Here is a 25765-nt window from a genome sequence, read left to right as displayed (position 1 = left end):
CGTCGCGGCGGTGTGGTGTGAGCCTAACCGGTGAAAGAAACGATCATCTTTCCGGTGTTCTCACCGCGGAGCATTCCGAGGAACGCGGCGGCCGCGTTCTCCACGCCCTCGAAGACCGTTTCGTCGGCGACGAGCTGCCCGGAGGCCAGCCAGCCGGCCACGTCCTGGACGAACTGCGGCTGGAGTCCCGCGTGGTCGCCGACGAGCACGCCCTGCAGGCGCAGCCGCTTGCCGATGACGAGCGCGAGGTTGCTCGGACCGGGCGTGGGCTCGGTGGCGTTGTACTGGGCGATGGCCCCGCACAGGGTGGCGCGGCCGTGCACGTTCAGGGAGGAGATGGCGGCCTCCAGGTGGTCCCCGCCGACGTTGTCGAAGTAGACGTCGATGCCCTCGGGCGCGGCCTCCTTCAGCTGTCCGGCGACGGGGCCGTTCTTGTAGTTGAAGGCGGCGTCGAAGCCGTACTTCTCCGTGAGGAGCGTCACCTTCTCGTCCGAACCGGCGGAGCCGATCACCCGGGAGGCGCCCTTGATCTTCGCGAACTGGCCGACGAGGCCGCCGACGGCCCCGGCCGCGCCGGAGACGAAGACGGAGTCGCCCTCCTTGAAGGAGGCGACCTCGAAGAGCCCGGCGTAGGCGGTCAGGCCCGGCATGCCGAGGACGCCGAGGTAGGCGGAGAGGGGGGCCAGCGAGGCGTCCACCTTGGTGGCGTGCTTGGCGTCCACGTCGGCGTACTCGCGCCAGCCCAGGCCGTGCAGCACGTGATCGCCGACCGCGAAGCGCTCGTCAGCGGAGGCCACGACCTCGCCGACCGCGCCGCCGTCCATGGGCTTGTCCAGCTGGAAGGGCGGGACGTAGGACTTCACGTCGTTCATCCGGCCGCGCATGTAGGGGTCCACGGACATGTGGAGGTTGCGCACCAGGATCCGGCCGGGGGCCGGGGCGGCCACCGGTACCTCGCGCAGGGCGAAGTCCTCGGCTACGGGCCAGCCCTGCGGGCGGCGGACGAGGTGCCACTCGCGGCTGACGGCGGGGATCTGGGACATGTGGCGCTCCTGGGATGAGGGGAGGAAATGCTTCACAACGTGAAACAACCATGCGCCTGGATATTTCATGTTGTCAAGTAAATGGGTACGCTGGATCCATGCCCAGTCGTCGCGCAGACCCCCTGACCCTCGAGGTCGTCGAGCTCATCGGCGACGTCGTGGCCCGCTACCACCAGGAGTACGAGCACGCGGCCTCCAGCCACCAGCTCACCGGCGCCCAGGCCCGCGTGCTGAACCTGCTCTCCCTGGAACCGATGCCGATGCGCAAGATCGCGCAGAAGCTGCGGTGCGAGCCGTCGAACATCACCGGCATCGTGGACCGCCTGGAGACCCGCGGTCTGGTCGAGCGCCGCCCCGACCCGGCCGACCGCCGGGTGAAGCTGGCCGCGCCCACCGAGGACGGCCTGCAGACCGCGGACCGGCTGCGCGAGTCCCTGGACTTCGCCCGGGAACCGCTGGCCGGGCTCTCCACGGCGGAGCGGGCGGTCCTGCGGGACCTGCTCAGGCGGATGCTGGGCTGAGCCCCCGGGCCGCCGGCCGGGCTCGCCCCCGCAACGTCCCCCGAAACCTCCCCCGGAGCCTGACCCGGACCCTCCCCCGGAGCCTCAGCAGAAGATGTTCCACCACGGGCAGTCCGGCGTCGGTGTGGGACTGGGCTTCGGGCTCGGCTTCGGCTTCGGCCCCTTCGAGGTCGGCGCCCCGGTGGGGGTCGCGCTGCCGGTGGGACCCGCCGTGGCCGGAGCCGACCGCGTGGGCTGTACGCCTCCACCCGCCCCGGCGGTGGTCCGCACCGGCCCCGGCGCCCCCGGTGCGGAGGCCGACGGCGGGACCCCGGCCGTACCGGTCGCCCCGGAGCTGCGGCCGGTCCCGCCCGTCTTCGCCGCCCCGGTGGCGGCCTTCGCCGAGCCGGAGGCCGAGCCCTTCCCCGACGGCAGTGCCGAGGGCGCGGCCGGAGCCCCCGTCAGGCCCGGCAGCGGAGCCGGCTCCTCGGGACCCTGATCGTCGGTCAGCGCCACCGTGGCCGCCCGGTCGGTGCGCTCCCCGTCGGCCGCGATCCGGGCCAGCCCGAGGGAGACCCCGGCGGCGAGCAGCAGCCCGAGCCCCGCGGTGAGCGCGGTCCGGCGGCGGCGCCGGTGTCCGGCGCGCCGGCGGCCGGCGGCGCGGCCCCGCCCGGGTTCCTGCCCGCCGGACAGCACGACGAGGGAGTCGGCGTACACGTCGGCGAGCGCGGCCGGATCACCCCCGGGGGCCGGAGCGGCGCCGGAGGCGGCGGCCGGGCGGGCGGGCGCGGCGGGCATCAGGTACTCGACCGGGGTCCCGCAGCCGGCGCACGCCAGCGCGCCGTTGAGGTACCTGCGGCAGGCTATGCAGTAGTCCATGGCGCCCCGCAGGCTACGCGTTCGCGCGCAACGTCCGGATACCGGGATCGTGAGGATCCTGTGTGGAATCGTGGAGTCCATGACAGGGACACCCCAGAGCCCGGACCCGGCCCCGGCGCCCTTCGGCCCGGCCGACTTCCAGCTGGTGCTGCTGCGCCGGATGGCGGACTTCCAGCCTGGGCTCGCGGAGGAGGCCCGCCACCGGCTCGGCGCCTCGCTCGCGCGGCAGCGGGAGGCGAACAAGCGCTGGCAGGCCATGGTCCGGTCCCCGCGCTCCCGGGGCGCCCTGGCCCGCTACCGCTCGGTGCTCGGCCCCCCGCGGGCCGTCGAAGCCCGCGCGATCGGCGATCTGGGCTGCGAGGCCCTGCTGTGGCCCGTACCGCTCTGGCCCGACCTGCTCTTCGAGGTGCTCGCCGCGCCGGACGGGGCCGTCTGGAACGAGTGGCTGGTCCGGGCCCCGGGCGCGCCCGGACCCGTACTGGAGTCGCCGCAGGACCTGCGGCCCTGGTCGGCGACGGTCGACGAGGTGGCCCGGGCCTTCGCCCCCGTCCGCCCGATGGAGGGCACCGCCCCGACGCGGTGGCGCCTGGGGTTCACCGCGTCGGGGCGGGGCTACCTGGCGGAGTTCACCTACGGCCTGCTCCAGGAGGTCTCCGTACGGCCGGACCGGGGCTGATCAGGAGCGCAGGAAGGCCCGTACGCCCGCCGAGGTGGGGTCGTCCCCGAGCAGGTCGTTGTGCTTGAGGCAGCCGACGGGGGTGTTCAGCGCCCCGGTGAGCGGGACGCTGTCGTCGGGGTTGATGACCTCGTCGCAGTTGGACCAGAAGGTCGCGTACTTCACCGCGCCGGGGGTCTCGTCGCCGGAGTTCAGGTTCTTCACGACGTAGGACCCGGGGGTCATGTCGCGGCAGGCCTGGTCCCACAGGGCGCAGGCCCAGGCGGTGGAGGTGCCGCGGTTGGGGCCGGCCAGGGAGACCCAGTGGTCGGTGTACGCGCCGCCGCCGCCGAACTTCACGTACCAGCGGGTGAGGAGCGAGCCGAAGGAGTGGGCGACGAGGTCCACGCGGGCGGCGCCGGTCTGCCGGCGCACCTCGTCCACGTAGGCGGCGAGCCGTCCGGCGAGCACCTCGTTGACCGACTGGTGGGTGTCGTAGCCGAAGGAGAAGAGCTCGGAGTCGGCGTAACCGTCGGCGCGCAGGTCCTCGCGCAGGGAGCCCCAGACGCCGGGGTCGGCGTTGTAGCCGTGCACGAAGACCACCGGATCGTGCGCGGCGGCCTGCCCGGCGGCGGGCGCGGCGGCGTGTCCAGTGGTCCGCCCGGCGGCCTGTCCGGCGGCCTGTCCGGCGGCCCGGGCCGGGAGGCCGGGCACCGCGAGGAGCGCCAGGCAGAGCGTCAGAAGCGCGAGCAGTCGCTGGCGGACCGTCAGCATCGAGACTCCTTTACCTTGTTACGCACGAGTAGCTGGATCGGTGCGGGCATGGTCGCGCCTCGCGTCGCAGAATTCCACCCCCGTGCAGCACTCACCGGCGCCCCTCGCACCCCTCCCGTACCCCAAGAGACCCCCCACCCGGAGTATCAAATCGGGTAATACGGGTAATTCACCCGAGAAGATACGAAGTGTGACCGGCGCCCGGCCGGTCTTCTTGCGTCAGCGCTCTCGGGAGGATCTGCCGTGACCGTCAGTCTTGAGCAGTTGCGCCGCTGCCACGTCGCCGTCGACCTCGGAGCGGCCAGGACCCGCGTCTACGTCAAGGGCGCCGGCCTGGTCGTGGACGAGCCCAGCGTCGCCGCCGTGAACACGCGGACCGGTGCACTCATCGCCGTCGGCACCTTCGCCGAGCGGATGACCGGCCGTACGCCCGACTACATCCGGGTCGTGCGCCCCGTCTCCGGCGGCACCGTCGTGGACATCGAGATGGCCCAGCGCATGCTGCGCCACCTCCTCGGCGAGAAGCTGCGGCGCGCCCTGCGCCGCAAGCCCCGGCTGCGGGCCGCCGCCTGCACCCCGCACGACGCCGACCCGCTCGCCCAGCGGGCGGCCGTGGAAACCCTCGTCGGGCTCGGCGCCCGGCGCGTCGAACTCGTCGACACCCTGATCGCGGCGGCCGTCGGCTGCGGACTGCCCGTGGAGCAGCCGACCGCGACGATGATCATGGTGTGCGGGGCCGCCGCCACCCAGGTCGCCGTCCTGTCCCTCGGCTCGATCGTCACTGCCCAGCGGATCCCCGTCGGCGGCGAGGCCATCGACCACGCGATCGTCCAGCACCTGCGCCACGCGCACGAGCTGATGCTCCCCAGCCAGGCCGTCCGCCCGCTCCAACTGGCCCTGCACGGCAACGGCATCACCGCCGAGGGCCCCGCCTCCACCCTCATCCACGGCCGCGACGTGGCCACCGGACTCGCCCGCTCCGTCCACGTGGACACCGCCGCCGTCCGCGACGCCATCCACACCCCGCTGACCGCCGTGCTCGACGGCATCGGCAAGGTGCTGCGCGACTGCCCGCCGGACCTGGTGGCGGACCTGACGGACCGGGGGATCATGATGGTGGGTGGCAGCGCCCTGCTGCCGGGCCTGGACCAGATGCTCCGCGACGCCACCGGGATGCCCGTGGCCATCGCGGAGCGCCCCGACATCTGCGCGGTGCTGGGCCTCGGCATGATGCTCGAAGGGAAGATCTCCCCCATGGTTCTGAACCCGCTGGCCGGATGACGCACACCGGACCGCCTCCCGGGGACGGGGAGGACATCGCCCGGCAGGTCGCCAGTCTGCCCGTCCTCCTGGAGGCGGTCCTCAACGTCGGTTCCGAACTCGAACTGCGGACCACCCTCCAGCACATCGTGGACTCGGCGACCGAGCTGTGCGGAGCCCGGTACGGAGCGCTCGGGGTCGTCGACCCCGAGCGCGTCCGGCTGACCGGACTGTTCTCCTCCGGCATGACCGAGGCCGAGGGCGCCGCGATCGGCCGGCTGCCGGACGGCCGCGCCGGCCTGCTCGGCGCCCTCATCGCCGACCCGCGCCCGCTGATGCTCGACGACCTCACCCAGGACCCCCGATCGGCCGGCTTCCCGCCCGGACACCCCCCGATGCGCGGATTCCTCGGCGTTCCCATCCGGGTCCACACGGAGGTCTTCGGCAACCTCTACCTCGCCGACAAACGGAGCGGCCGCGCCTTCACCGACGAGGACCTGGCGCTGCTGCGCGTACTGGCCTCGCAGGCGGGGATAGCGATCGGCAACGCCCGGCTGTACGAGACCGCGCGCCGCCGGGAGCGCTGGATCGAGGGCGCCGCCGCCGTGACCACGACCCTGCTGGCGGGCCGGCCGGCGGCCGACGCGCTGATGTGCGTGGCGGAACGGGCGCGGCTCCTGGCCGACGCGGCGGCCGGGGTCGTCCTCCAGCCGACCCCGGAGGGCGGCATGGAGATCGTGGCCGCCTCCACGCAGGGGGACCCCGGGGACCTGGTCGGCACGGCCATCGCGCCGGGCTCGGCGGTCCTGAAGCAGCTCCTGGGCGGCGAACCGGTCTTCATAGAGGACTCGGCGACGGACCCCCGGATGACCACGCACGTGCGCGAACGCTTCGGCCCCAGCATGATGCTGCCCCTGCAGAGCGGCGGCCAGCTGATCGGCACGCTCGCCCTGCCGCGCGCCCGCGGCGGCCCCGCGTACGACGCGGTGGACCGGCTGCTGGCCTCCCAGTTCGCCTCCCAGGCCGCGCTGGCCCTCGTACTGGCGGACGCCCAGCACGACCGCGAGCAGCTGGCCGTCTACGAGGACCGCGACCGCATCGCCCGCGACCTCCACGACCTCGTCGTCCAGCGGCTGTTCGCGACGGAGATGATGCTGGAGAGCACCCGGCGCCGCTCCTCGAACGCCCCGTCCGGCGACACGGTGGGCGAGGAGCTGAGCCGGGCGGTGGACGAGCTCGACTCGACCATCCAGGAGGTCCGCACGGCCATCTTCGCCCTCCAGCAACCGCCGACTGACGCCCCGACGACCTTCCGCGGCCGGGTCCTGCGGGAGACCGGCGGAGCGGCGGTCCTGCTGGGCTTCCAGCCGTCGGTGCACTTCGCGGGCACGGTGGACGCCCTCCTCTCGGAGCCGGTCGCGGCCGACCTCCTCGCCGCCCTGCGCGGCGCCCTGGCCGCGGCGCACCGCCGCTCGGAGGTCACCTCCATCGAGGTCGAGGTCGACGCGGTCCCCACCCGGGTCCGCCTCACCGTCTCCGACGACGGCCGCACCGACACGGGGACTCGGGGCACGACCCTCACGTGGGAATCGCCCCTGTAGCGGAAACGCGCGGGCACTTGGCCACCGGACCGTCCGCGTACACATGATCGACCCCGATTCCATCGGGGGCGCACACGTGTCAGTTGGATTCGGCCGGGAGTGGGACCAGCAGGTGAAGACCCTGATGGGCCGCCTCTCGGGACCCCGACGGCCAGGCCTCCATCAGCAGCGCGGTCAGCCAGTGGCAGGCGCACATCGACGACTGGGTGAAGGCCTTCGCCGTGCTCGACGAAGGCGTCAGGACCGCCCTCGCCTCCGCCGTCGTCGACAGGAACCGCGACCTCCTGGGCAAGGGCGACGAGACGCTCAACGGGTTCAACGCCCATCCCGAGACCGACCTACGGGCACGTGGGCGCCTACGGGCGGGCCGAGGGATTCGCCGGCGCCGAGGGCCAGCTCGGTGCCCGTGCGGGCAAGGACGGGGTCACCCTCAACGCGAAGGGGTTCACCGGGGCGGAGGGCTCCGGCCCCGGAGGCGCGGAGGTCTGCGGGATCGGCGTCGGCTCGACGGCGGAGGGCTGGTACGGTCCGGGTGCGGAGGCCGAACTGACCTTCGGCAAGGAAGACGACGGCAAATTCCACATCGGCGGCAAGGTGGGCCTCTCCCCCGGCGTCGGTGGCGCCGTGGGGCTCGCGTTCACCGTCGGTCCGGACAAGGCGGTGGATGCCGCCGGCGACGCGGCCGACGCGGTCGGCGACTTCGCCGGCTCCGTCACGGACACCGTCGGCGGCTGGTTCGACTGATGTACGACCCCCTGGCAGGAAGGCCCGAGGTGCCCACGACGCTGCCGGTCCCGATCGAGTTCAGCCTCCCGGAGGGCTGGCGCCCCGCGCCCCTGGACGAGACCGCCGCCGCCGGCGTGGCCTTCGTCGCCCTGCGCCCCGAACCGGACGCGGGATTCACCGCCAACATCACCGTCGCCGGGGACTTCCGGCCGGACGCGGCGACACTGGACGACATGGCCGACGAGTCGGTGGAGCGGCTTCGCGAGGCCGCCGGGTCCGTGGTGGTGGCCGGACGCCGCGAGATCGGCACCGCGGACGCACCCGGCCTGGCGCAGCGGCTGACCTTCTCGGCCGTCATCGACGGGACGCCCCGCGACCTCGTCCAGTCCCACGTCTACCTGGCGGTCCTGGACCTCGCCGACCGGCACCAGCGCGCGGTGATCCAGCTGGTCCTGACCGCCACCGCGGACCAGCACGACCGAGTCCTGGGCGACTTCCAGGACTTCCTGCGCACGGTCCGCCCGGACACCGCCGGGACGGCGTTGCGGTCCGTCACACCGCCGCGGAAGACAGGTTGACCCGATGGGCCTCTTCGACGAACTGACCGGCACCAAGCGCCCCGACAGCGGTGTCGCACCGCGTTCCGCACAAGAGGTCCGGGAGGCGCTGCTCGCGCTCAACGGGCCGGACGTGCCGTACCTGGTGCGCGCCGCCACCTCGGCGGAGGGCGCCGACCTGGTGGCCGAGTGGCGGATCCTGGAGCCGGCCTGGCTCACCTTCTTCGCCAGGACCCAGCTGGACCGGACGCTCAAGACCCGGATGCGCCTGGCCCCCGGGAACCACGAGGTGCGTACGGTCGACGAGCAGTGGGAGATCACCTGGGTCGGCGGCACCCCCAGTCTGGCGGCGTCGCGCGAGTACTCCCGCGGGCAGGTGACCGCGGTCTCGCGTCGCTGGGAGATCGGGCGGGGGGACGACGGCAAGCTGGAGAAGACGGAGACCTTCCGCTTCGATCCCGCGGACATGAAGGATCCCCTGCGGGACGCGGTCCTCGGTGCCGGATGGACCTGGCGCGGAGTGGCCTTCGGCAAGCTCTGACGGCGAGGCGCCGTGCCGGGCGGCGCCACCCCGGTGAACCTCGAGGGGCCTAGCACTAGGGTGACCGCGTGACGACCCGCCTCTCGGCCCGCGCGGCCATCGCCTCCGCCACCGACCCCGGCAGCTTCACCGAACTCCCCTCCCCGCCAGGGGACTCCGCCCCCGACGGCCCCCTCGGCTGGGCCGGCTACGACGACTCCCGCGCCCGCGCCGCGCAGCGGACCGCCGAGGACGAGTCCGTCGTCACCGGCACCGCCCGCATCGGCGGCCACCCCGCCACCGTGATCGCCTTCGAGTTCGGCTACCTCGGCGGGTCCCTGGGCCACCGCACCGGGGACCTCCTGGAGGCCGCCCACACCCACGCCCGCACCCACCGCCTCCCCCTGGTCTCCCTCATCGCCACCGGCGGCTCCCGCATGCAGGAGGGGATGCTCGCGCTGACCCAGCTCCAGCGCGTGGCCCGCCAGTGCGTCCTCACCCGCGCCACGGGCCTCCCGCAGATCGCCGTGCTGCGCGACCCCACCACCGGCGGCGGCTGGGCCACCCTCGGTGCGGGGGCCGACGTGATCCTCGCGCTGCCGGGGGCGCAGGTCGGCTTCGCCGGGTCCCGGGTGCGGCCGGCGGACGCGGACCCGGCGGCCTACACCGCCGAGGGGCAGTACGCCGCCGGGCACGTGGACGCCGTCGTCCCCGCCGCGGAGCTGCCCCCGACCCTGGCGGCCTGGCTACGCCTGTTCGCCGCGCCCCGCTCCCCCGGGCCGGTGGCACCTCCCGCCGCGCTGGCCGCAGTGGCGCCGCCGGCCACCGGCTGGGACGCCGTCCGCCTGGCCCGGGATCCCGCCCGGCCGCGCGCGGGGCGGTACCTGGACGCGTACTTCGAGCTCCGCCTGCCCCTGTCGGGCGACCGCGCGGGCGGCACGGACCCCGGGATGCTGTGCGGTTTCGGACTCCGGCAGGGCCGGGCCGTGGCGTACGCCGCCCAGTGCGGCACCGCCACCCGCCCGGCGGGGTACCGCACCGCGGCCAGGGTCGTCCGGCTCGCGGACCGGCTCGGCATCCCGGTGCTCACCCTGGTTGACACCCCCGGCGCGGCCAACGACGCCGCCGCCGAACACGCGGGCGCGGGCCCGGCCATCGCCGACGCCTTCGCGGCGCTCGCCACGGCCACGGTCCCCGTCACCACCCTCCTCATCGGCGAGGGCGGCTCGGGCGGCGCCCTCGCCCTGGCCGCGCCGGGCAACACCTGGGTCACCCCGGACAGCTACTTCTCGGTGATCGCCCCCGAACTGGCGGCGGCCATCCTCAAGCGCCCCCCGGAGTCCGCCCCGGCGACGGCGGACCAACTGCGCATCCGCCCCCAGGACCTGGTCGCCCTGGGCGTGGCCCGCGGCATCGTCTCCCCGAAGCCCACGGAGGGCTCAGAGGACCCGGAGACGGCCTAGCGCTCCCGGCTGCGCGCAGGCAGCTTCACGTCCACCCGGTAGAGCCGGGTGGTCTGCTGCGCCGGCCCGTTGTCGTCGCCGACCAGCGGCAGCACCGCCGGCGGTGACGAGCAGGCCGGATCGGGCGAACCGGCCCCCACCCCCGCATCCGCCCCCGCCCCGCCCCCGTCTCAGGCCTGCGGCGACCGCGCGTCGTAGCGGGCGAAGCCGCGCCAGCGGGCGGCCAGCAGCGCCAGCACCAGGACGCAGCCGAGCCCGCCTCCCGTGATCGCGACGGCCGGGGAGGTGAGATCGGCGGCGGTCCCGGCGAGGAAGTCCCCGAGCCGGGGCCCGCCGGCGACGACCACGATGAAGACGCCCTGGAGGCGGCCGCGCATGTCGTCGGGGGTCGCGGCCTGGAGCATGGTGGTGCGGAACACCATCGAGACGGTGTCGGCGCACCCGGCCAGGGCCAGGAAGAACAGCCCGAGCCAGAGGTTGCGGGTCAGCCCGAACACGGCGATGGCCAGCCCCCACGCGGCGACGGAGAGCAGGATCGCCACCCCGTGCCGGCGGATCCGCCCCTGCCAGCCGGAGAACAGCCCGCCGAGGAGCGACCCGACGGCGGGGGCGGCCACGAGCAGGCCGACCGTCCTGGCGTCGCCGCCGTACCAGAGCACGGCGATGGCCGGGAACAGCGCCCTCGGCTGGGCCAGCACCATGGCGGCCAGGTCGGAGAAGAAGGTCATCCGGATGTTGGGCCGGGTCCCGAGGAAGCGCAGGCCGTCGAGTACGGAGGCCCGCCCCTTGCGGCCCTCCTCCCGGTCCGGCCGCATCGACGGCAGCCGCCACATCGCGTAGAGGGCGGCGCCGAAGGTGACGACGTCGATCAGGTAGGCGGCCTGGTAGCCCCACCAGCCGACGATGACCCCGCCCAGCATCGGGCCGACGGTCATGCCGAAGGTCATCGTCACGGAGTTCAGCGCGTTGGCGGCGGGCAGCTGCTCGACGGGCAGCAGCCGGGGGATCATCGCGGAGCGGGCCGGCCCGTTGAGCGCCCCGCACAGGGACTGGAGCGCGACGACCGCGTACAGCAGCCAGACCCGGTGGTAGTCCAGGAGCGCGGCGCCGGCCAGGGCGATCGACAGGCCGGTCAGGCCGAGCGAGCTGAAGAGGCCGAGCTTGCGGCGGTCGATCGTGTCGGCGACGGCTCCGCCGTAGAGGCCGAAGGCGACGAGCGGGACCAGCGAGAAGAGTCCGACCAGTCCGACGGAGAAGCTGGAGCCGGTGATCTCGTAGACCTGGAGCGAGATCGCGAGGGCGGTCATCGCCTGGCCCAGCCAGGAGATGGTGCCGCCGACCCACAGCCGCCGGTAGTCGGGGGAGGTTTTCAGCGGGGTGAGGTCGGCGAATATGCGGTTCTTGGGGCGGGTGGACGGTGCTGGAGCGGTCGTACGAGTCACAACGGATGATAACCAGCCGCCGGTCCGGGCCCGGCGGATCCGGCCCCGGCTTCACGCACGCGCAACAGTCGCCCCACTCGGAACGGGGGCCCCGCGGCCGGATGTTCCTTGCCGCTAACCCGCCACCATCACCGGACATTTGACCGAATAGACGTGCGCTCCTCGCCTGGAGTTCAGCTCATGATGAAAAGACTCGTATGTCCAGGGAGGCGTAGTGATCGAACCTGGCACCAGCACCACGAGCACCGCTCAACCGGGCGTGACCGATCCGGTCCACCCGCTCACCGTGGGAGTCGAGGAGGAGTTCCTCCTGGTCGACGCCCGCACCCTGCGGGTGGTCCCGGCCGCCCCGCTCGTCCTCTCCACCGCCGCCGGGCTCCCCCAGGAACTGCACGCCGAGGGCACGCGTTACCAGGTGGAGATCTCCACCCCGGTCGCCGACTCGGCCGTCATCCTGCGCAGGGAGCTCGCCGCGCTGCGGCGCACCCTGGCGCGGGCGGCCCGCGCCCACGGCTGCCGGCTGCTGGCCGCGCCCTCGCCGGTGCTCGCCGTGGAGGGCCCGCTCCACCTGACCGACGACGAGCCGCGCCAGCGCGAGCAGCACCGGCGCTTCGGCGCGCTCACCGACACCCTCGTCAGCTGCGGCCGGCACATCCACATCGGCACCCTCGACGTGGACACGGCGGTCTCGGTGTCCAACCGGGTCAGACCCTGGCTGCCCACGCTGATCGCGCTGGCCGCCAACTCGCCGTTCTGGGGAGGCCGCGACACCGGCCACGCCAGCTGGCGGGCGATGGCCTGGGCGGGCTGGCCCTCGGCGGGCCCGCCCCCGCACTTCACCTCCACTGCCCACTTCCGGCGCTCGGTACAGACCCTGCTCGGCTCGGGGGCGGCCCTCGACACCAAGATGGTCTACTGGGACCTGCGCCCGTCGGGGAACTGGCCGACGCTCGAATTCCGGGCTCCAGACATGTCCCCCGACATCGACTCGGCCATCCTCCAGGCAGAACTGGCCCGTGCCCTGGTCGCGACGGCCCTGCGCGAGATCGCCGAGCAGCGTCCCGACCCGCCCGTACGGGACGACGTACTGCGCCTCGCGCGCTGGCGGGCGGCCCACGACGGCCTGGAGGGCTTCGGCCTGGACCCGTACACGGGCATCGAGCTCCCGGCTGCTGACCTGGCGGAGGCCCTGCTCGATCTGGTGGCCCCCGAACTGGCCGCCTCCGGGGACCTCGACCACGCGGCGAAGACCCTGGCGGGCCTGTTGCGCGACGGCTCGGGCGCCCACCGCCAGCGCACGGCCTTCGCCCGCCGCGGTGACCTGACGGACGTCCTGCGCCACCTGGCCGACGAGACGGAGGCCTGCTAGCCCGTCCGCCCCTTCCGGATCTTGCCGGGGCCGCACCGCCCGGATGCGCCGGAGCCTGGGCCGGGACCGCAGGTGCGCGCGTTCGCGTACGTGCGGCTCACGGCGCGGGGGCGCACGTCAGTGCGCCCCGCGCCGGTCGGCAACCAGCCAGAAAGGGCCTGCTTGTGCCTCTCCGCGGGCGCGGGTGCGGGGCTATGCTGCGGACAGAACGTCCCCGTTCCAGACCCTGACGGCGCGTTGTCTGCCACAGATCTCCGCGTCGCGGCACGGACTGCGGTCCATCCGCCCCGGCGCATCCGAGGGCATGACCCGTCCCCCGTCCTGGAATTCAGGCTGCCGGACCGGCCTCCGCCCACCGCGCGCGTACGTCCGTACCGGGACGTGCCTGGAGGGGCCGGGGAATTCGGCGCCGAGGGGTGCTGCCCGGCTGGTCCCGAACCGAGGCACCCCATCATGCGTGTCCCCGATCCGAACGCCCACCCGTACGATCCGAGCCGCCGGATGCTGATCGCTCCGGCCGGTGAACTCGACGTTTCCACCGTCCACTCGCTGCGCGAGTCGCTCGCGCGATGCCTGTCCGACGGCGTCCGTACCGTCGACATCGACCTGTCCGCCGTCACCTTCTGCGACTGCAGCTGCCTGGGCATCCTCCTCTCCTCGTGGTGGCGCATCACGGCGGCCGGAGGAACCCTGCGCCTGCACCACCCGCCTCCCGTACTGGTCCGGATGATCGACATCACCCGTTCCGGATTCCTGCTCGGTGACCGTCCCGCTCCCGCCGTCCCCGCCGCCCTGGGCGGTGTGCTGTGACGGACATCTCGCCCCTGGGGCGCGCGCAGGAAGGTCTCCGCGGGGGGCCCTTCGGCCCGGACGACATGACCGCGATCCGGCTGCGCCGGCTGAACCGGTGGCAGGCCGAGGGACTCAAGGAAGACGTGGCGGACCTGTACGTCGAGTCCTCCCACCCGGCGGCGGGTACGGCCAACAGCAGCCGGGAGGCCTTCCTGCACCGCCTCACGGGCGATGTCCGGCGGCCCGGATTCGCCATGCTGGTGGCGGAGCGGACCACCCTGCTGGGATGCGTCTTCGGCTTCCCGCTGAGGCGTGACGGCTCCTGGTGGAGGGGGCTGCTCGGGCCCCTTCCCCGGGACATCGAACAACTCACCGCCTCCGGGCACGTCTTCGCCATCACCGCAGTCGTGGTCGCCCCGCACGAACAGGGCCTGGTGCTCGGCCGGCGGCTGCAGGAGCGGCTGCTGGACGACCATCGCGCCTCGCTCGGCGCCACCCTGGTCCCCAGGTCGGACGTCAGGATCCTGGCGGCCTTCCGGTCCTGGGGATGGCAGGAGGTCGGCGAGGTCCACCGGCCGCCCGGCACGGCGCTGCTCCGGGCGCTGGTGCTGCCCCTCGGGAGGGCGCCGGCCACCATGCCCGGCCCGGGGTTCCCTGCCGGGACCCGGCGGCCGGAGCTGTGACGGGCGGCCGGGCGGCCCGGATCCGGGTACTGGTGGCCGAGCACGCGGCCCGGCGCGGCGCACGGATCGCCGTGGCGGACGTGTGCACGGCCGCGGTGGCCGCGCTCCCGATAGACGGCGCGGGAGTGTCGGCCATGTCCAAGGCCTCGCCCGGCCATCCGCTGTACTCCACCGGCCCGTTGAGCGAGCGGGTCGAGGAACTCCAGCTCACGCTGGGCGAAGGCCCCTGTCCGGACGCCTTCGCCCTGGGGTCTGCCGTCCTGGCACCCGACCTGCGGGCCGCCGGGGAACGGCTGCGCTGGCCCGTGTTCGCCCTGGAAGCCGTCACCGCCGGTGCGGTGGCGGTGTTCGCGTTCCCCCTGCGGATCGGTGCGATCAGTCCCGGAGTACTTGGCCTCTATTCCGGTGTGCCGGTCGAGCTGGACCCGGGGGAACTGGCCGATGCCATGGTGTTCGCCGACACCGCCACGCTCCTGCTCCTCGGCGCCCGGATCAACCGGGCCGACGGGTCGCCGGAGGACCTCGGCGGCTACCGGGCCGAGATCGACCAGGCCACCGGCATGCTCGCCGTGCAGCTCGGTGTGCGCATCGAGGAGGCGTTCGTCCGCCTGCGCGCCTACGCCTACTCCCACGAGCAGCGGCTCGCCGACGTGTCGGCCGACCTGGTGGCCCGCCGGCTGCGGTTCGGGCCGGATGAGGATGAGTACGCCGATGCCGGTTCCGATCTCGGTTCCGGTGCCGATGCGGGCGCGGGCGCAGACGAGGACGAGGACGAGGACGAGCAAGAGGACCGGAGCGCCCCCGACGATGCCTGACAACCGAAGGTGTACACGATGAATGAGCAGCTCCTGGCCAAGGCATTCGTCGAACTGGCGGACAACTTGGTCGCGGACTTCGACCTGATCGACTTCCTTCGCATGCTGACCGACAGATGCGTCGGCATTCTCGACGTGAGCGCCGCCGGCGTGCTCCTCGCGGACCGCAACGGCGAACTCCACGTGATGGCCGCCTCCGACGAACGGGTGCGCCTGCTCGAACTGTTCCAGCTCCAGAACGACGAAGGCCCGTGCCTGGAGTGCTTCCACACCGGCGCACCCGTCACCATCCCGGACCTGAGCACGGAATCCGCCCGCTGGCCGCGCTTCACCGCGCAGGCCCGCCACAGCGGGTACTCGGCGGTCCAGGCCCTGCCGATGCGCCTGCGGGACGAGGTCGTCGGAGCGCTGAACCTGTTCCGCACCCTCCCGGGGCCCTTCGATCCGGCCGCCACCCGCATCGCCCAGGCCCTGGCCGACGTGGCCACCATCAGCCTCCTGCAACAGCGCTCCTCCCAGGAGAGCATCGTGCTCAACGAGCAGTTGCAGACGGCGTTGAACAGCCGGGTGCTGATCGAGCAGGCCAAGGGCAAGCTCGCCGAACGCCAGGGCATCGGCATGGAGGAGGCCTTCAGCGCGCTGCGCAGCTACGCCCGCGCGCACAACCGGCGGCTGTCCGACCTGGCCGGCGCCTTCGTCGACGGAACCGAACCGCTCGCCGGGCTGGTCACCTGACCGTCAGCCCGTTTCCTCACGGCCTCCGGTCGCGGTCACCGCCCCGGTCGCGGTCGCGGTCCCGGCCGCGGTCCCGGCGGTCCTCACGGCTCCGGCGGCCGCGGTGCTGCCTGGCGTAGCGGCGGTCCCAGCGGTGCTGCTGGTCCCGGTGGTCGCGGTAGTCGCCGTAGTCCTCGTAGCCGTGATGGTCGTCGTAGCCGCGGTGATCGTCGTGGCGGTGATCGTCGTAGCCGCGGTGATCTCCGGGATGGTCGCCCTGACGACCCGCCCTGCCCCGACGTCCGCGGTGCACCAGGGCGAAGAGCAGGATCGCGGCGGCCACCCACAGCAGGTGGTTGAGGTAGCCGAAGAGGAACAGGGCCACCAGGAGCACGAGAAGCACGACGGACACGAGCGGTCCCTTCCACAGCGGAACAGGTCATCGCTGCCGGGGACCGGGGCCTCATCCAGCAGCGTAGCCCCGCCGGGGGCCCGGCGACAGCCGTCGGGCCCCATTGACAGCCGCCACCGCCCGGGCGTTGACTGACACGGACGGCGTTGGGCCGTAGCGCCCCGGACAGTTCCGGAGCCAGGCCTTCAACCCTCCGCTTCGCCCGGACCCCGCGGAACGCAGGTACCACCCCCCCTGTGTCCGCTGTGCAGGTCCCGGCCGAGCCCTTCCGGATTCTTCTCCTCCTGCCGGCACCAACACGCCATCGAACGAGGAGAGTCGACGGGTATGCAGCACAACGACTTACGAGCCGGGAACAGCTGGGGGCCTCCGTGTCCAGGTCCGTGATGATCATCGCGGCTCTCGTCGCCGCGGTCCTCGTCGCCGTGACGGCCGTCCTCCTGGCCACGCTCGGCCACCACCGGATCGGGCGCGGTCTCAAACGGCGCTTCGGCCCCGAGTACGAACGCCTCGTGATCCGCCACGAAGGCGACACCAAGGCCACGGACCGGGAACTCGGCGAACGCCTGAAACAGCACGGCTCCGTCAGGGCACGGCCGCTCTCGTCGGCTTCCCGGGAGCAGTACGCGGCCCAATGGGCCGGGATCCAGAAGCGGTTCGTCGACTCCCCGCGGGATGCGGTCGCCGAGGCCGACGCGCTGCTGGCGCGGTTGACCTCGGACCGGGGCTTCCCGGCCGACGGGCCGTTCGAGGAGCGGCTCGCCGCGCTCTCCGTCCACCACGCGCAGCACGTAGACGGTTACCGCGGCCTGCACGGAGCCGCCCACGGCCGGGGCAGCACCGAGGAGTTCCGCAGGGCCATGACCGGGGCGGGCGAGCTCTTCGACGCACTGGTCGCACCGCATCCGGCCGACTCGGGCCGGCACCGTCCGCAGCGTCACCACGCCGGGGGAGGCGGCACGCGATGACGTACGACCAGGAACGCGCACGGCAACTCCCGCCCCCCGTCCCGCTCCCCGGGCGGCACGATCCGCGCGGCGGCCCGGGCCCCCGCCCCCTGCCCCCCGAGCGACCGTCCGAGGCCCGCACGGAGATCCCGGCCTACGTGTCGCTGCTCGCGCAGAGCGACCGGGACCGGCTGACCCTGCGCCTCCAGCACGCCCTCGGCACCTTCGTCCGGAGCCCGCGCGAAGCCGTCGACGAAGCCGACACCGCCTTCGCCGACGCCACCACCCGCGTGACGGCCGCGCTCGTGGAGCGCCGTCGCGCCATCGACTCCGCCCACCGGAACCTCGGATCCGGAGCCGAGACCGAAGACCTGCGCCTCGCCCTGCGCCAGTACCGGGAGATCACCCTGAGGCTGCTGCGCATGTGAGCACCCCTGCTCCGATCGGCCCCTGACCGCCGGTGGGGACGGCCCATCCTCCCCGATGAGCCGCCCCGCCGGCATCTCGTCGTCGCCGCGCGGACGAAGCGCGCGGCCCGGAACCGTGGCCGCCGCCCCCTTGCCCTTCCACGGCCGGCCCGCCCCGAACCATCGAGCCGAGGAGACGCGTGCCCATGACGCACGTAGCCATGCCCAGCATCCGACGCACGTACCCTCACGACGACGCCCCGGACACCGCGGCCCTGTTCCGCCTCATCTCAGCGCTTCCGGACGGCCCGCAGAAGGCCGCGCTGCGCCAGGAGGTGGTGTGCGCCTGGATGCCGATGGCCACACGGCTCGCCCGGCGGTTCAGCAACGGCAAGGAACCCTTGGAGGACCTCCGGCAGGTCGCCCAACTGGGCCTGGTGAAGGCGGTGTCCCGCTTCGACCCGGATTTCGGCTCCGCCTTCGAGGCCTTCGCCATCCCGACGATCATCGGCGAGGTGAAACGGCACTTCCGCGACAACCTGTGGGCGGTGCACGTGCCGCGGCGGGTCCAGGAACTGCGCATCCAAGTGCGTGCGGCCGACCGGGAACTACGCCCCACGCTCGACCCCCATGGCCACGCGACGGCCGAGATCGCCGCGGCGACCGGCCTGACCGAGCAGGAGGTACGGACGGGCCAGGCGGCTCTGCACAGCTTCACCACCCTGTCCATCGAGGGCGCGCGCGGTCCCTACGAGGGCGAGGACCAGCTGGCCGAAACCCTCGGCTGCGCGGAGCCCGGCTTCGACCGGATCATCGACCGGGAGGCGCTCCGCCCCCTGCTGCGCGCACTGCCCGAACGCGACCGGCGGATCCTCTACCTGAGGTTCTTCCGCGATATGAACCAGAGCTGCATCGGCGAGGAGCTGGGCCTGTCCCAGATGCACGTCTCCCGCCTGATCCGCCGCATCTGCGAAACCCTCCGCGACCAGGTGATGTCGGACGCCGCCTGACTCGGGTGCGGGCGTCACGCGGGAGTGAACAGTTCCGCCGCCAGGGCCCGGGTGGGCACGGGGATGGCGTTCGCCGTGCACCAGGACAGAAGGAGCGACAGCGGCAGGCCGTCGGTTCGTACCAGGGCGGCCAGTTGGGCGGCCGTGGGCGGCCGGTCGGCTTCGAGCAGGTGGAGGTAGCGTCCGCGGGCGCGCGTCCTGGCGGTCTCGTAGCGGTCCAGTTCGGTGCGCCAGCCGGCCCCGAGCGCCGGCTCGACGGCTGGAAAGCCCCATTGGCCGCGGAAGAGTTCTCCGGCGTGCCGGACGGCCTCGGTGAGCAGTGCGGCGGGCAGCCGTGCCGCCTCCAGTCGGCCCAGGCCCTCGCGGACGAGACGGCGCAGTTGGTGGCCCGCGCCGCGGCGGGCCGGGAGCGACGCCCTGGCCGAGCAGGAGGGCGACGGCCCGGGCCCGGCCGGCCATCACGGCTGCGTCCCCCGCCGACCCGACCCGTGCGCACCCCCTCGCAGGAGATACCGCCGCCGTCGGGGGAGCTCCGGGTTCCGGTCGCCTCCCTGGTCGCCGCCGCGACGGCGACCGCCGGCGATCCGGGTGCCTGACGTAAGGCCGCCGCCGTACGCCGGCCGGCGGGGCGGACGGCCTCACGGTTGCCGGTGAAACCGGCGGTCCCGCTGCACCGTCCGTGTCCGCGGACCGGCCGTGGACCGGCCGCGCGCCGACGGCTGCGGCGGGCGTGGCGGCACGACCCGCGGCGGGGGCAAGCGTCGCCGGTGATGGCGCGACAGCACCCGGACATGCCAAAGCCGCAGATGAGAACGATTCTTCACCTGCGGCTCGCAGTGGGGCGGGTGGGACTCGAACCCACGGCCGACGGATTATGAGTCCGCTGCTCTAACCGGCTGAGCTACCGCCCCTTCACGGCGTGGCGCGTACATGTGTGCGCGCCGTCTGCCGCAGCATAGCCGCTCATACGATCTCCTGCCTCGGATGCCTCGCATGATCGGCTTCGCCTGCCCAGAGAGACCGCGCCGAGCCCTGCCCGGTTGCGAACAGAGGGCAAAAAAGAAAGAGGACCCACCCGGGGCCCTCGTTCCTTCTTGCTCCCCCGACTGGACTCGAACCAGTAACCTGCCGATTAACAGTCGGCTGCTCTGCCAATTGAGCTACAGGGGACCGCGCTCCCCCGACTGGACTCGAACCAGTAACCTGCCGATTAACAGTCGGCTGCTCTGCCAATTGAGCTACAGGGGATTGCTGCGTTGCACCGAACAGCCCACCTCCGGCCTTGGCCAGGGGGCGAGCGCCCGTTGCGAGTCATAGATTAGCGCAAGCAGGGGGGTGCTCCGCCAATCGGTATCGACAGCAGGCCGGGCACCACACGACGAAGGGTGGCAGGCATGCGGTACAAGGTCACGTTCGCGGTCGGACTGGCCCTCGGGTACGTGCTCGGGACCCGGGCCGGACGCGAGCGGTATGAACAGTTGAAGAAGTCCGCGCGCGAGCTCGCGCAGAACCCGGCGGTGCGCAACGCCGCCGAGAGCGCTGGTCAGAGCGGGCGGGAATTCGCCGGGAAGGCCTTCGCCGCGGTCAGCGGCAAGGTGGGCGACGCGGTGCCCGATTCCCTTGCGGGGCGGGTACGGGGCCTGCGCGCCCGGGTCGGCGGCGGTGGCGCGGGCGAGGACGACTGGGGCACCAGCAACACCTGAGCAGTATCCGGACCACACCTGACGGCAGCCGGGCCGGCGGGCCCGGCCGGGGTCCCGGCCGGGCTCCGCCGTCGCCCCGGGCGGGTCCCGCGGGGGTCGGCGCGGTCGCGTTCGCGCAGACGTGCGGCAGAATTCTCCGCATGGGGATAGTCGCCGGGCTGGACAGTTCTTCCGCCTTCACTCGCATCGTGGTCTGTGACACCGAGACGGGCGCCGTGCTGCGCCAGGGGTACGCCCCCCATCCGCAGCCCACCGGCGAGTCCCTGCCTCACGAGACCGACCCGCAGGCCTGGCTGCTCTCGCTCGGCGAGGCCGCCGGCGGCGGGCTCCTCGAAGGGGTGCAGGCCATCGGCGTCTCGGCCCAGCAGCACGGTCTGCTGCCGCTGGACGCGCAGGGCGGCCTCGTCCGCCCCGCCCTGATCGGCAACGACAAGCGCGGCCAGGTCGCCGCCGCCGACCTGATCGAGGCGCTGGGCGGCCGCCAGGCCTGGGCCGAGGCCGTCGGCTCCGTCCCCCATTCGGCGCAACCCGTCGCGAAGCTCGCCTGGCTGCGCCGGACCGAGCCGGAAGCGGCCCGGCGGGTCGCCGTGGTGATGGCCCCGCACGACTGGCTCGTGTGGCAGCTGCTGGGCCGCCCGGCCCGGCGCACCACCGACCGGGGCGGCGCCTCCGGCACCGGGTACTGGTCCGCGGCCACCGGCACCTACCGCCCCGACCTCGTCGAGCTCGCGCTCGGCCACCGGGCGCTGCTGCCCGAGGTGCTCGGCCCGGCCGAAGCCGCCGGGACCACGCCCGAGGGGCTCCTGATCTCCGCCGGAACCGGCGAGACCATGGCCGCCGCGCTCGGACTGGGCATGGGACCGGGCGACGCCGCGGTCTCGCTGGGCGCGTCCGGGTCGGTGATGGCGGTGCACCACGAGGCGCTGTCGGAGCCGGGCGGGCTGATCACCTCGCTCGCCGACGCCGCCGGGATGCACCTGCCGGTGGTGAACACGCTGAACGCCGTACGGGCCCTGCGCGGCACCGCCGAACTGCTGGGCACCGATCTGGAGGGGCTGAGCGAGCTCGCGCTGAAGTCGACCCCGGGCGCGCACGGACTCGTACTCCTGCCGTACCTGGAGGGTGAGCGGACCCCGAACCTGCCGCACACCGCCGGGACCCTGTCGGGGCTGAGGCGGGACTCCATGAAGCCGGAGCACCTGGCCCGGGCCGCCTTCGAGGGCATGCTGTGCGGGCTGGTGGACGCGCTCGACGTGCTGCGCAGCCGCGGGGTCGAGGTCCGCCGGGTGTTCCTGCTGGGCGCGGCGGCCGAGCTGCCCGCCGTGCAGGCCTTCGCACCGGGTCTGTTCGGTACGCAGATCGTCGTACCGGCTCCGGCCGACTACGCGGCGCTGGGCGCGGCCCGGCAGGCGGCATGGGCCCTCGGTGTGGCGCGCGGCACGCTGACCCCGGCCACCCCGCCCGTGTGGCCGGCGCCCACGGCCCAGCTCTTCGAGCCGGACGAGGAGTACCCGGCCTGGCGGGGCGTGCGCCAGCAGTACATCGCGACCCGGGACCAGATCCACCCCGGCGCGTTCCAGGCCGGGCCCGCCCGGCCCGGAGCGTAGGCCCCCGCCCCCGGACCCGCAGGTCACCGGCGTGCGGACCCCGAAACACCGGCCCCCGGGTTGTAGGCCCCGCGCCCCGGCCGACTACGCCTTTTGACCGGGCTTTGCGAAAACCGGTGGGGTTCGAGCCTCCGCTTGGCCGAAGATGGGGTGAACCCCCCTCGATCATGCCGACCGGAGCCTGCGCGTGCTCATACGACTCATGCGGACCCATCTGGGTCCGTACCGGAAACCGATCGCCCTGCTGGTGCTGCTGCAGCTGCTCCAGACCAGCGCGAGCCTCTACCTGCCCACGCTGAACGCCGACATCATCGACCACGGTGTCGTCAACGGTGACACCGGCTACATCCTGCGCTTCGGCGCGCTGATGCTCGGCGTCTCACTGGTGCAGCTCGTCTGCAACGCCGGTGCCGTCTACTACGGCGCCCGTACCGCCGCGGCCTTCGGCCGTGATGTCCGGGCCGCCGTCTTCGACCGCGTCCAGAGCTTCTCGGCGCGTGAGCTCGGCCACTTCGGCGCCCCATCGTTGATCACCCGTACGACGAACGACGTGCAGCAGATCCAGATGCTCGTACTGATGACCTTCACCCTGATGGTCTCGGCTCCGATCATGTGCGTCGGCGGCATCTTCATGGCGCTCTCGCTGGACGTGAAGCTGTCGGGCGTGCTGCTCGCCGTCGTTCCCGTCCTCGGCCTGTCGGTCGGCGCGATCGTGCTGCGGACGCGGCCGCTGTTCCGTGCGATGCAGACGCGGCTGGACACGGTCAACCGGGTCCTGCGCGAGCAGATCACCGGCAACCGGGTGATCCGCGCCTTCATCCGCGACGACTACGAGAAGGAGCGCTTCCGCGAGGCCAACGCCGACCTCACCGGTGTCTCGCTGGCGGCCGGAAAGCTGCTCGCCCTGATGTTCCCGACCGTCATAGTGGTCGTGAACATCTCCAGCGTCGCCGTCATCTGGTTCGGCGCGATGCGGATCGACAGCGGCGGCATGGAGATCGGCCAGCTGACGGCCTTCCTCGCCTACCTGATGCAGATCGTCATGTCCGTGATGATGGCCACCTTCATGTTCATGATGGTGCCGCGCGCCGAGGTCTGCGCCGAGCGCGTCCAGGAGGTCCTGGACACCGACTCAAGCGTGGTCCCGCCCGCCGATCCGGTCCGCAAGCTGCTCCGCCACGGCCGCCTGGAACTGCGCGGCGCCGACTTCCGCTACCCGGGCGCCGAGGCCCCCGTACTGCGCGGGGTCGACCTGGTGGCCCGCCCCGGCGAGACCACCGCGGTGATCGGCTCCACCGGCAGCGGCAAGTCCACGCTGCTCGGGCTGGTCCCCCGGCTGTTCGACGCGACCGGCGGCGACGTGCTCGTAGACGGCGAGGACGTCCGCCGCCTGGACCCGGACCTGCTCGCCAGGACCGTCGGCATGGTCCCGCAGAAGCCGTACCTGTTCTCCGGGACGGTCGCCACCAACCTGCGCTACGGGCGCCCCGACGCCACCGACGAAGAGCTGTGGCACGCGCTGGAGGTGGCGCAGGCCAAGGGCTTCGTCTCCGAGCTGGAGGGCGGGCTCGACGCCCCCATCGCCCAGGGCGGCACCAACGTCTCCGGCGGCCAGCGCCAGCGGCTCGCGATCGCGCGCACGCTCGTACAGCGCCCGGAGATCTACCTGTTCGACGACTCCTTCTCGGCCCTGGACTACGCGACGGACGCGGCGCTGCGCTCCGCGCTCGCCCGCGAGACCGAGGACGCGACCGTGGTCATCGTCGCCCAGCGGGTCTCCACGATCCGCGACGCGGACCGGATCATCGTCCTCGACGAGGGGCAGGTGGTGGGCGAGGGGCGCCACCACGAGCTGATGGCCGGCAACGAGACCTACCGGGAGATCGTGCTCTCCCAGCTGACGGAGGCGGAGGCGGCATGAGCGGTCCCGGAGGACGGATGATGATGGGACCGCCGACGACGCGGTCCATGGACTTCAAGGGCTCGGGCAAGCGGCTGCTGCGCGAGCTGGCGCGCGACCGGGCCAAGCTGTGGGGCATGGTCATCGCGGTCGTCGGCAGCGTCGCCGCGTCGGTGACCGGCCCGAAGATCCTCGGCAAGGCCACCGACCTCGTGTTCGCGGGGATCGTCGGCCGCCAGATGCCGGCGGGGATCACCAAGGAGCAGGCCCTGGAGGGGCTGCGCGCCAAGGGCCAGGGCGGGATGGCGGACATGCTGTCCGGGACCGCCTTCACCCCGGGCAAGGGCATCGACTTCGGTGCGGTCGGGGCGGTGGCGCTGTGGGCGCTGGGCGTGTTCACGCTCGCCGGTCTGCTGATGCTGGTCGCGACGAGGCTGTCGAACCACATCATGAACGGCACCGTGTACCGGATGCGCGAGGACCTGCAGGCCAAGCTCTCGCGGCTGCCGCTGTCGTACTTCGACCAGCAGAAGCGCGGCGAGGTGCTGAGCCGGGCCACGAACGACATCGACAACATCGGTCAGACGCTCCAGCAGACGATGGGCCAGCTGCTCAACTCCCTCCTGACGATCGTCGGCGTGCTGGCGATGATGTTCTGGATCTCTCCGCTGCTGGCTCTGGTCGCGCTGGTCACCATCCCGGTCTCGGGATTCGTGGCCACGAAGATCGGCAAGAAGTCGCAGCCGCAGTTCGTGGCGCAGTGGAAGTCCACGGGCGCCCTGAACGCGCACGTCGAGGAGATGTACTCGGGCCACACGCTGGTCAAGGTCTTCGGCCGGCAGAAGGAGTCCGCGGAGCTCTTCGCCGAGCAGAACGAGGCGCTGTACCGGGCTTCGTTCAAGGCGCAGCTGGTCAGCGGTGTCATGCAGCCGGTGATGCTGTTCATCTCGAACATCAACTACGTGCTCGTCGCGGTCGTCGGCGGTCTGCGGGTGGCCTCGGGCACCCTGTCGATCGGTGACGTCCAGGCCTTCATCCAGTACTCGCGCCAGTTCTCGATGCCGCTGACGCAGGTCGCCTCCATGGCGAACCTGGTGCAGTCCGGCGTCGCCTCCGCCGAGCGGGTCTACGAGCTGCTGGACGCGGCGGAGCAGGAGCCGGACGCCGAGGTCCCGGAGCGTCCGGAGGCGCTGCGCGGGCAGGTCACCTTCGACAAGGTCGCCTTCCGCTACGAGCCGGACAAGCCGCTGATCGAGAACCTCTCGCTGACGGTCCACCCCGGTCACACGGTCGCGATCGTCGGCCCGACCGGCGCGGGCAAGACCACGCTGGTCAATCTGCTGATGCGGTTCTACGAGGTCACGGGCGGGGAGATCGCCCTCGACGGCGTGGACATCGCGAAGATGACCCGCGAGGAACTGCGCGGCGGCATCGGCATGGTGCTCCAGGACACCTGGCTGTTCGGCGGCACCATCGCGGAGAACATCGCCTACGGTGCTTCGCGCGAGGTGACGCGCGCCGAGGTCGAGGAGGCCGCGCGGGCGGCGCACGCCGACCGGTTCATCCGCACCCTGCCCGAGGGCTACGACACGGTGCTCGACGACGAGGGTGCGGGCGTCAGCGCGGGTGAGAAGCAGCTGATCACCATCGCGCGGGCGTTCCTGTCCGATCCGGTGATCCTGGTCCTCGACGAGGCCACGAGCTCGGTGGACACCCGTACCGAGGTGCTGATCCAGAAGGCGATGGCCCGCCTCGCGCACGGCCGTACGTCCTTCGTGATCGCGCACCGGCTGTCCACGATCCGCGACGCCGACCTGATCCTGGTGATGGAGAGCGGTTCCATCGTGGAGCAGGGCACGCACGAGGAGCTGCTGCGCTCGGGCGGCGCCTACGCGCGGCTGTACGCGGCGCAGTTCGCGCAGGCGGTGGCCGAGGTCGACTAGCGCGGCCGGCGGGACCGTTCGGGGAGGGGCGCCTTTCGGGGCG

26 protein-coding genes and 3 tRNA genes are annotated in these 25765 nt (G+C 73.0%); 20 read left to right on the top strand and 9 right to left on the bottom strand.

All coding sequences use genetic code 11. The features are described 5' to 3' along the window. Positions 1-23: 23 nt before the first annotated feature. A complete protein-coding gene (locus tag OG904_RS21105; RefSeq protein WP_405493216.1) occupies positions 24-1043 on the bottom strand; it encodes an NADP-dependent oxidoreductase in 1020 nt (339 codons plus the stop codon). Positions 1044-1141: 98 nt separating this feature from the next. Between OG904_RS21105 and OG904_RS21100 the strand changes: the two genes are divergently transcribed. Continuing rightward, positions 1142-1564, top strand: a complete 423-nt coding sequence (locus tag OG904_RS21100) for a MarR family winged helix-turn-helix transcriptional regulator (protein WP_405493214.1) — start codon at positions 1142-1144, stop codon at positions 1562-1564. 84 nt (positions 1565-1648) lie between these two features. On the opposite strand, the gene OG904_RS21095 is transcribed toward OG904_RS21100, so the two are convergent. Beyond that, entirely contained in the window at positions 1649-2422 is a 774-nt protein-coding gene (locus tag OG904_RS21095) for a hypothetical protein (protein ID WP_405493212.1), read from the bottom strand. Between the two features lie 79 nt (positions 2423-2501). Between OG904_RS21095 and OG904_RS21090 the strand changes: the two genes are divergently transcribed. Further along, positions 2502-3098, top strand: coding sequence for a hypothetical protein (locus OG904_RS21090; RefSeq protein ID WP_405493210.1), 597 nt, complete (start codon positions 2502-2504; stop codon positions 3096-3098). Here the strand turns inward: OG904_RS21090 and OG904_RS21085 are convergent, their stop codons facing one another. Next, positions 3099-3851, bottom strand: a complete 753-nt coding sequence (locus OG904_RS21085; protein ID WP_405493208.1) for an esterase/lipase family protein — start codon at positions 3849-3851, stop codon at positions 3099-3101. 243 nt (positions 3852-4094) lie between these two features. Here OG904_RS21085 and OG904_RS21080 point away from each other — a divergent pair, with 243 nt between their 5' ends. The 6 genes from OG904_RS21080 to OG904_RS21055 all read left to right on the top strand — a co-directional run bounded on the left by OG904_RS21080 (position 4095) and on the right by OG904_RS21055 (position 9978). Continuing rightward, the gene (locus OG904_RS21080; protein ID WP_328298489.1) at positions 4095-5132 is read left to right on the top strand and encodes a rod shape-determining protein; all 1038 of its coding nucleotides are present in this window, start codon (positions 4095-4097) and stop codon (positions 5130-5132) included. Beyond that, the gene (locus OG904_RS21075; protein ID WP_405493206.1) at positions 5129-6712 is read left to right on the top strand and encodes a GAF domain-containing protein; all 1584 of its coding nucleotides are present in this window, start codon (positions 5129-5131) and stop codon (positions 6710-6712) included. The genes OG904_RS21080 and OG904_RS21075 overlap by 4 nt, the downstream gene beginning before the upstream one ends. Positions 6713-7060: 348 nt before the next feature. Beyond that, positions 7061-7456: a hypothetical protein gene (locus tag OG904_RS21070; protein WP_405493204.1), complete on the top strand. Its 396-nt coding sequence runs from the start codon at positions 7061-7063 to the stop codon at positions 7454-7456. Positions 7457-7485: 29 nt separating this feature from the next. Continuing rightward, positions 7486-8016: a hypothetical protein gene (locus OG904_RS21065; protein WP_405493202.1), complete on the top strand. Its 531-nt coding sequence runs from the start codon at positions 7486-7488 to the stop codon at positions 8014-8016. A 4-nt stretch (positions 8017-8020) separates the two neighbouring features. After that, the gene (locus OG904_RS21060; RefSeq protein ID WP_405493200.1) at positions 8021-8536 is read left to right on the top strand and encodes a hypothetical protein; all 516 of its coding nucleotides are present in this window, start codon (positions 8021-8023) and stop codon (positions 8534-8536) included. A gap of 68 nt (positions 8537-8604) precedes the next feature. Beyond that, positions 8605-9978: a carboxyl transferase domain-containing protein gene (locus tag OG904_RS21055; RefSeq protein WP_405493198.1), complete on the top strand. Its 1374-nt coding sequence runs from the start codon at positions 8605-8607 to the stop codon at positions 9976-9978. On the opposite strand, the gene OG904_RS21050 is transcribed toward OG904_RS21055, so the two are convergent. Both OG904_RS21050 and OG904_RS21045 read right to left on the bottom strand, forming a co-directional pair. After that, entirely contained in the window at positions 9975-10118 is a 144-nt protein-coding gene (locus OG904_RS21050; RefSeq protein WP_405493196.1) for a hypothetical protein, read from the bottom strand. The genes OG904_RS21055 and OG904_RS21050 overlap by 4 nt on opposite strands. A 30-nt stretch (positions 10119-10148) precedes the next feature. Continuing rightward, on the bottom strand, positions 10149-11420 hold the full coding sequence (locus tag OG904_RS21045; protein ID WP_405493194.1) for an MFS transporter: 1272 nt from the start codon (positions 11418-11420) through the stop codon (positions 10149-10151). 214 nt (positions 11421-11634) lie between these two features. Here OG904_RS21045 and OG904_RS21040 point away from each other — a divergent pair, with 214 nt between their 5' ends. The 5 genes from OG904_RS21040 (at position 11635) to OG904_RS21020 (ending at position 15814) form a co-directional block, all read left to right on the top strand. Further along, complete coding sequence (locus OG904_RS21040) at positions 11635-12789, top strand: glutamate--cysteine ligase (protein WP_405493192.1); 1155 nt, start codon at positions 11635-11637, stop codon at positions 12787-12789. Positions 12790-13242: 453 nt separating this feature from the next. Continuing rightward, entirely contained in the window at positions 13243-13599 is a 357-nt protein-coding gene (locus tag OG904_RS21035) for an STAS domain-containing protein (protein ID WP_405493190.1), read from the top strand. After that, positions 13596-14264 (top strand): hypothetical protein, encoded by a 669-nt coding sequence (locus OG904_RS21030; protein WP_405493188.1) that lies wholly within the window; start codon positions 13596-13598, stop codon positions 14262-14264. The genes OG904_RS21035 and OG904_RS21030 overlap by 4 nt, the downstream gene beginning before the upstream one ends. Next, positions 14261-15079, top strand: a complete 819-nt coding sequence (locus tag OG904_RS21025) for a GAF and ANTAR domain-containing protein (protein WP_405493186.1) — start codon at positions 14261-14263, stop codon at positions 15077-15079. Before OG904_RS21030 ends, OG904_RS21025 begins: the two co-directional genes overlap by 4 nt. Positions 15080-15097: 18 nt before the next feature. After that, a complete protein-coding gene (locus OG904_RS21020) occupies positions 15098-15814 on the top strand; it encodes a GAF and ANTAR domain-containing protein (protein ID WP_405493184.1) in 717 nt (238 codons plus the stop codon). A 16-nt stretch (positions 15815-15830) separates the two neighbouring features. On the opposite strand, the gene OG904_RS21015 is transcribed toward OG904_RS21020, so the two are convergent. Beyond that, the gene (locus tag OG904_RS21015) at positions 15831-16205 is read right to left on the bottom strand and encodes a hypothetical protein (RefSeq protein WP_405493182.1); all 375 of its coding nucleotides are present in this window, start codon (positions 16203-16205) and stop codon (positions 15831-15833) included. A 371-nt stretch (positions 16206-16576) separates the two neighbouring features. Between OG904_RS21015 and OG904_RS21010 the strand changes: the two genes are divergently transcribed. From OG904_RS21010 to OG904_RS21000, 3 genes are all read left to right on the top strand, one after another. After that, on the top strand, positions 16577-17173 hold the full coding sequence (locus OG904_RS21010; protein WP_405493180.1) for a hypothetical protein: 597 nt from the start codon (positions 16577-16579) through the stop codon (positions 17171-17173). Beyond that, positions 17170-17580: a hypothetical protein gene (locus OG904_RS21005; protein ID WP_405493178.1), complete on the top strand. Its 411-nt coding sequence runs from the start codon at positions 17170-17172 to the stop codon at positions 17578-17580. The genes OG904_RS21010 and OG904_RS21005 overlap by 4 nt, the downstream gene beginning before the upstream one ends. A gap of 185 nt (positions 17581-17765) precedes the next feature. After that, positions 17766-18569, top strand: a complete 804-nt coding sequence (locus OG904_RS21000; protein ID WP_405493176.1) for a SigB/SigF/SigG family RNA polymerase sigma factor — start codon at positions 17766-17768, stop codon at positions 18567-18569. A gap of 837 nt (positions 18570-19406) precedes the next feature. Here OG904_RS21000 and OG904_RS20995 read toward each other — a convergent pair. The 3 genes from OG904_RS20995 to OG904_RS20985 all read right to left on the bottom strand — a co-directional run bounded on the left by OG904_RS20995 (position 19407) and on the right by OG904_RS20985 (position 19817). Further along, positions 19407-19480 (bottom strand) — tRNA-Ile (locus OG904_RS20995). Between the two features lie 186 nt (positions 19481-19666). Continuing rightward, positions 19667-19739: transfer RNA gene (locus OG904_RS20990), tRNA-Asn, on the bottom strand. A gap of 5 nt (positions 19740-19744) precedes the next feature. Next, a tRNA-Asn gene (locus OG904_RS20985) sits at positions 19745-19817 on the bottom strand. 146 nt (positions 19818-19963) lie between these two features. Between OG904_RS20985 and OG904_RS20980 the strand changes: the two genes are divergently transcribed. The 4 genes from OG904_RS20980 (at position 19964) to OG904_RS20965 (ending at position 25722) form a co-directional block, all read left to right on the top strand. Next, positions 19964-20272: a YtxH domain-containing protein gene (locus OG904_RS20980; RefSeq protein ID WP_405493174.1), complete on the top strand. Its 309-nt coding sequence runs from the start codon at positions 19964-19966 to the stop codon at positions 20270-20272. 140 nt (positions 20273-20412) lie between these two features. Next, positions 20413-21879, top strand: a complete 1467-nt coding sequence (locus OG904_RS20975) for an FGGY family carbohydrate kinase (protein ID WP_405493172.1) — start codon at positions 20413-20415, stop codon at positions 21877-21879. Between the two features lie 187 nt (positions 21880-22066). Further along, positions 22067-23800 carry an ABC transporter ATP-binding protein gene (locus OG904_RS20970; protein ID WP_405493169.1) on the top strand — a complete coding sequence of 578 codons (1734 nt, stop codon included), beginning with the start codon at positions 22067-22069 and terminating at the stop codon, positions 23798-23800. Then, complete coding sequence (locus tag OG904_RS20965; RefSeq protein ID WP_405493166.1) at positions 23797-25722, top strand: ABC transporter ATP-binding protein; 1926 nt, start codon at positions 23797-23799, stop codon at positions 25720-25722. Before OG904_RS20970 ends, OG904_RS20965 begins: the two co-directional genes overlap by 4 nt. Positions 25723-25765 lie beyond the last annotated feature (43 nt).

Origin of the sequence: Streptomyces sp. NBC_00096, from assembly GCF_045041305.1 — a bacterium.
Taxonomy (GTDB): Bacteria; Actinomycetota; Actinomycetes; order Streptomycetales; family Streptomycetaceae; genus Streptomyces.
The sequence above is the reverse complement of the archived record's forward strand: the minus strand, read 5'-3'. Positions and strand labels throughout refer to the sequence as shown.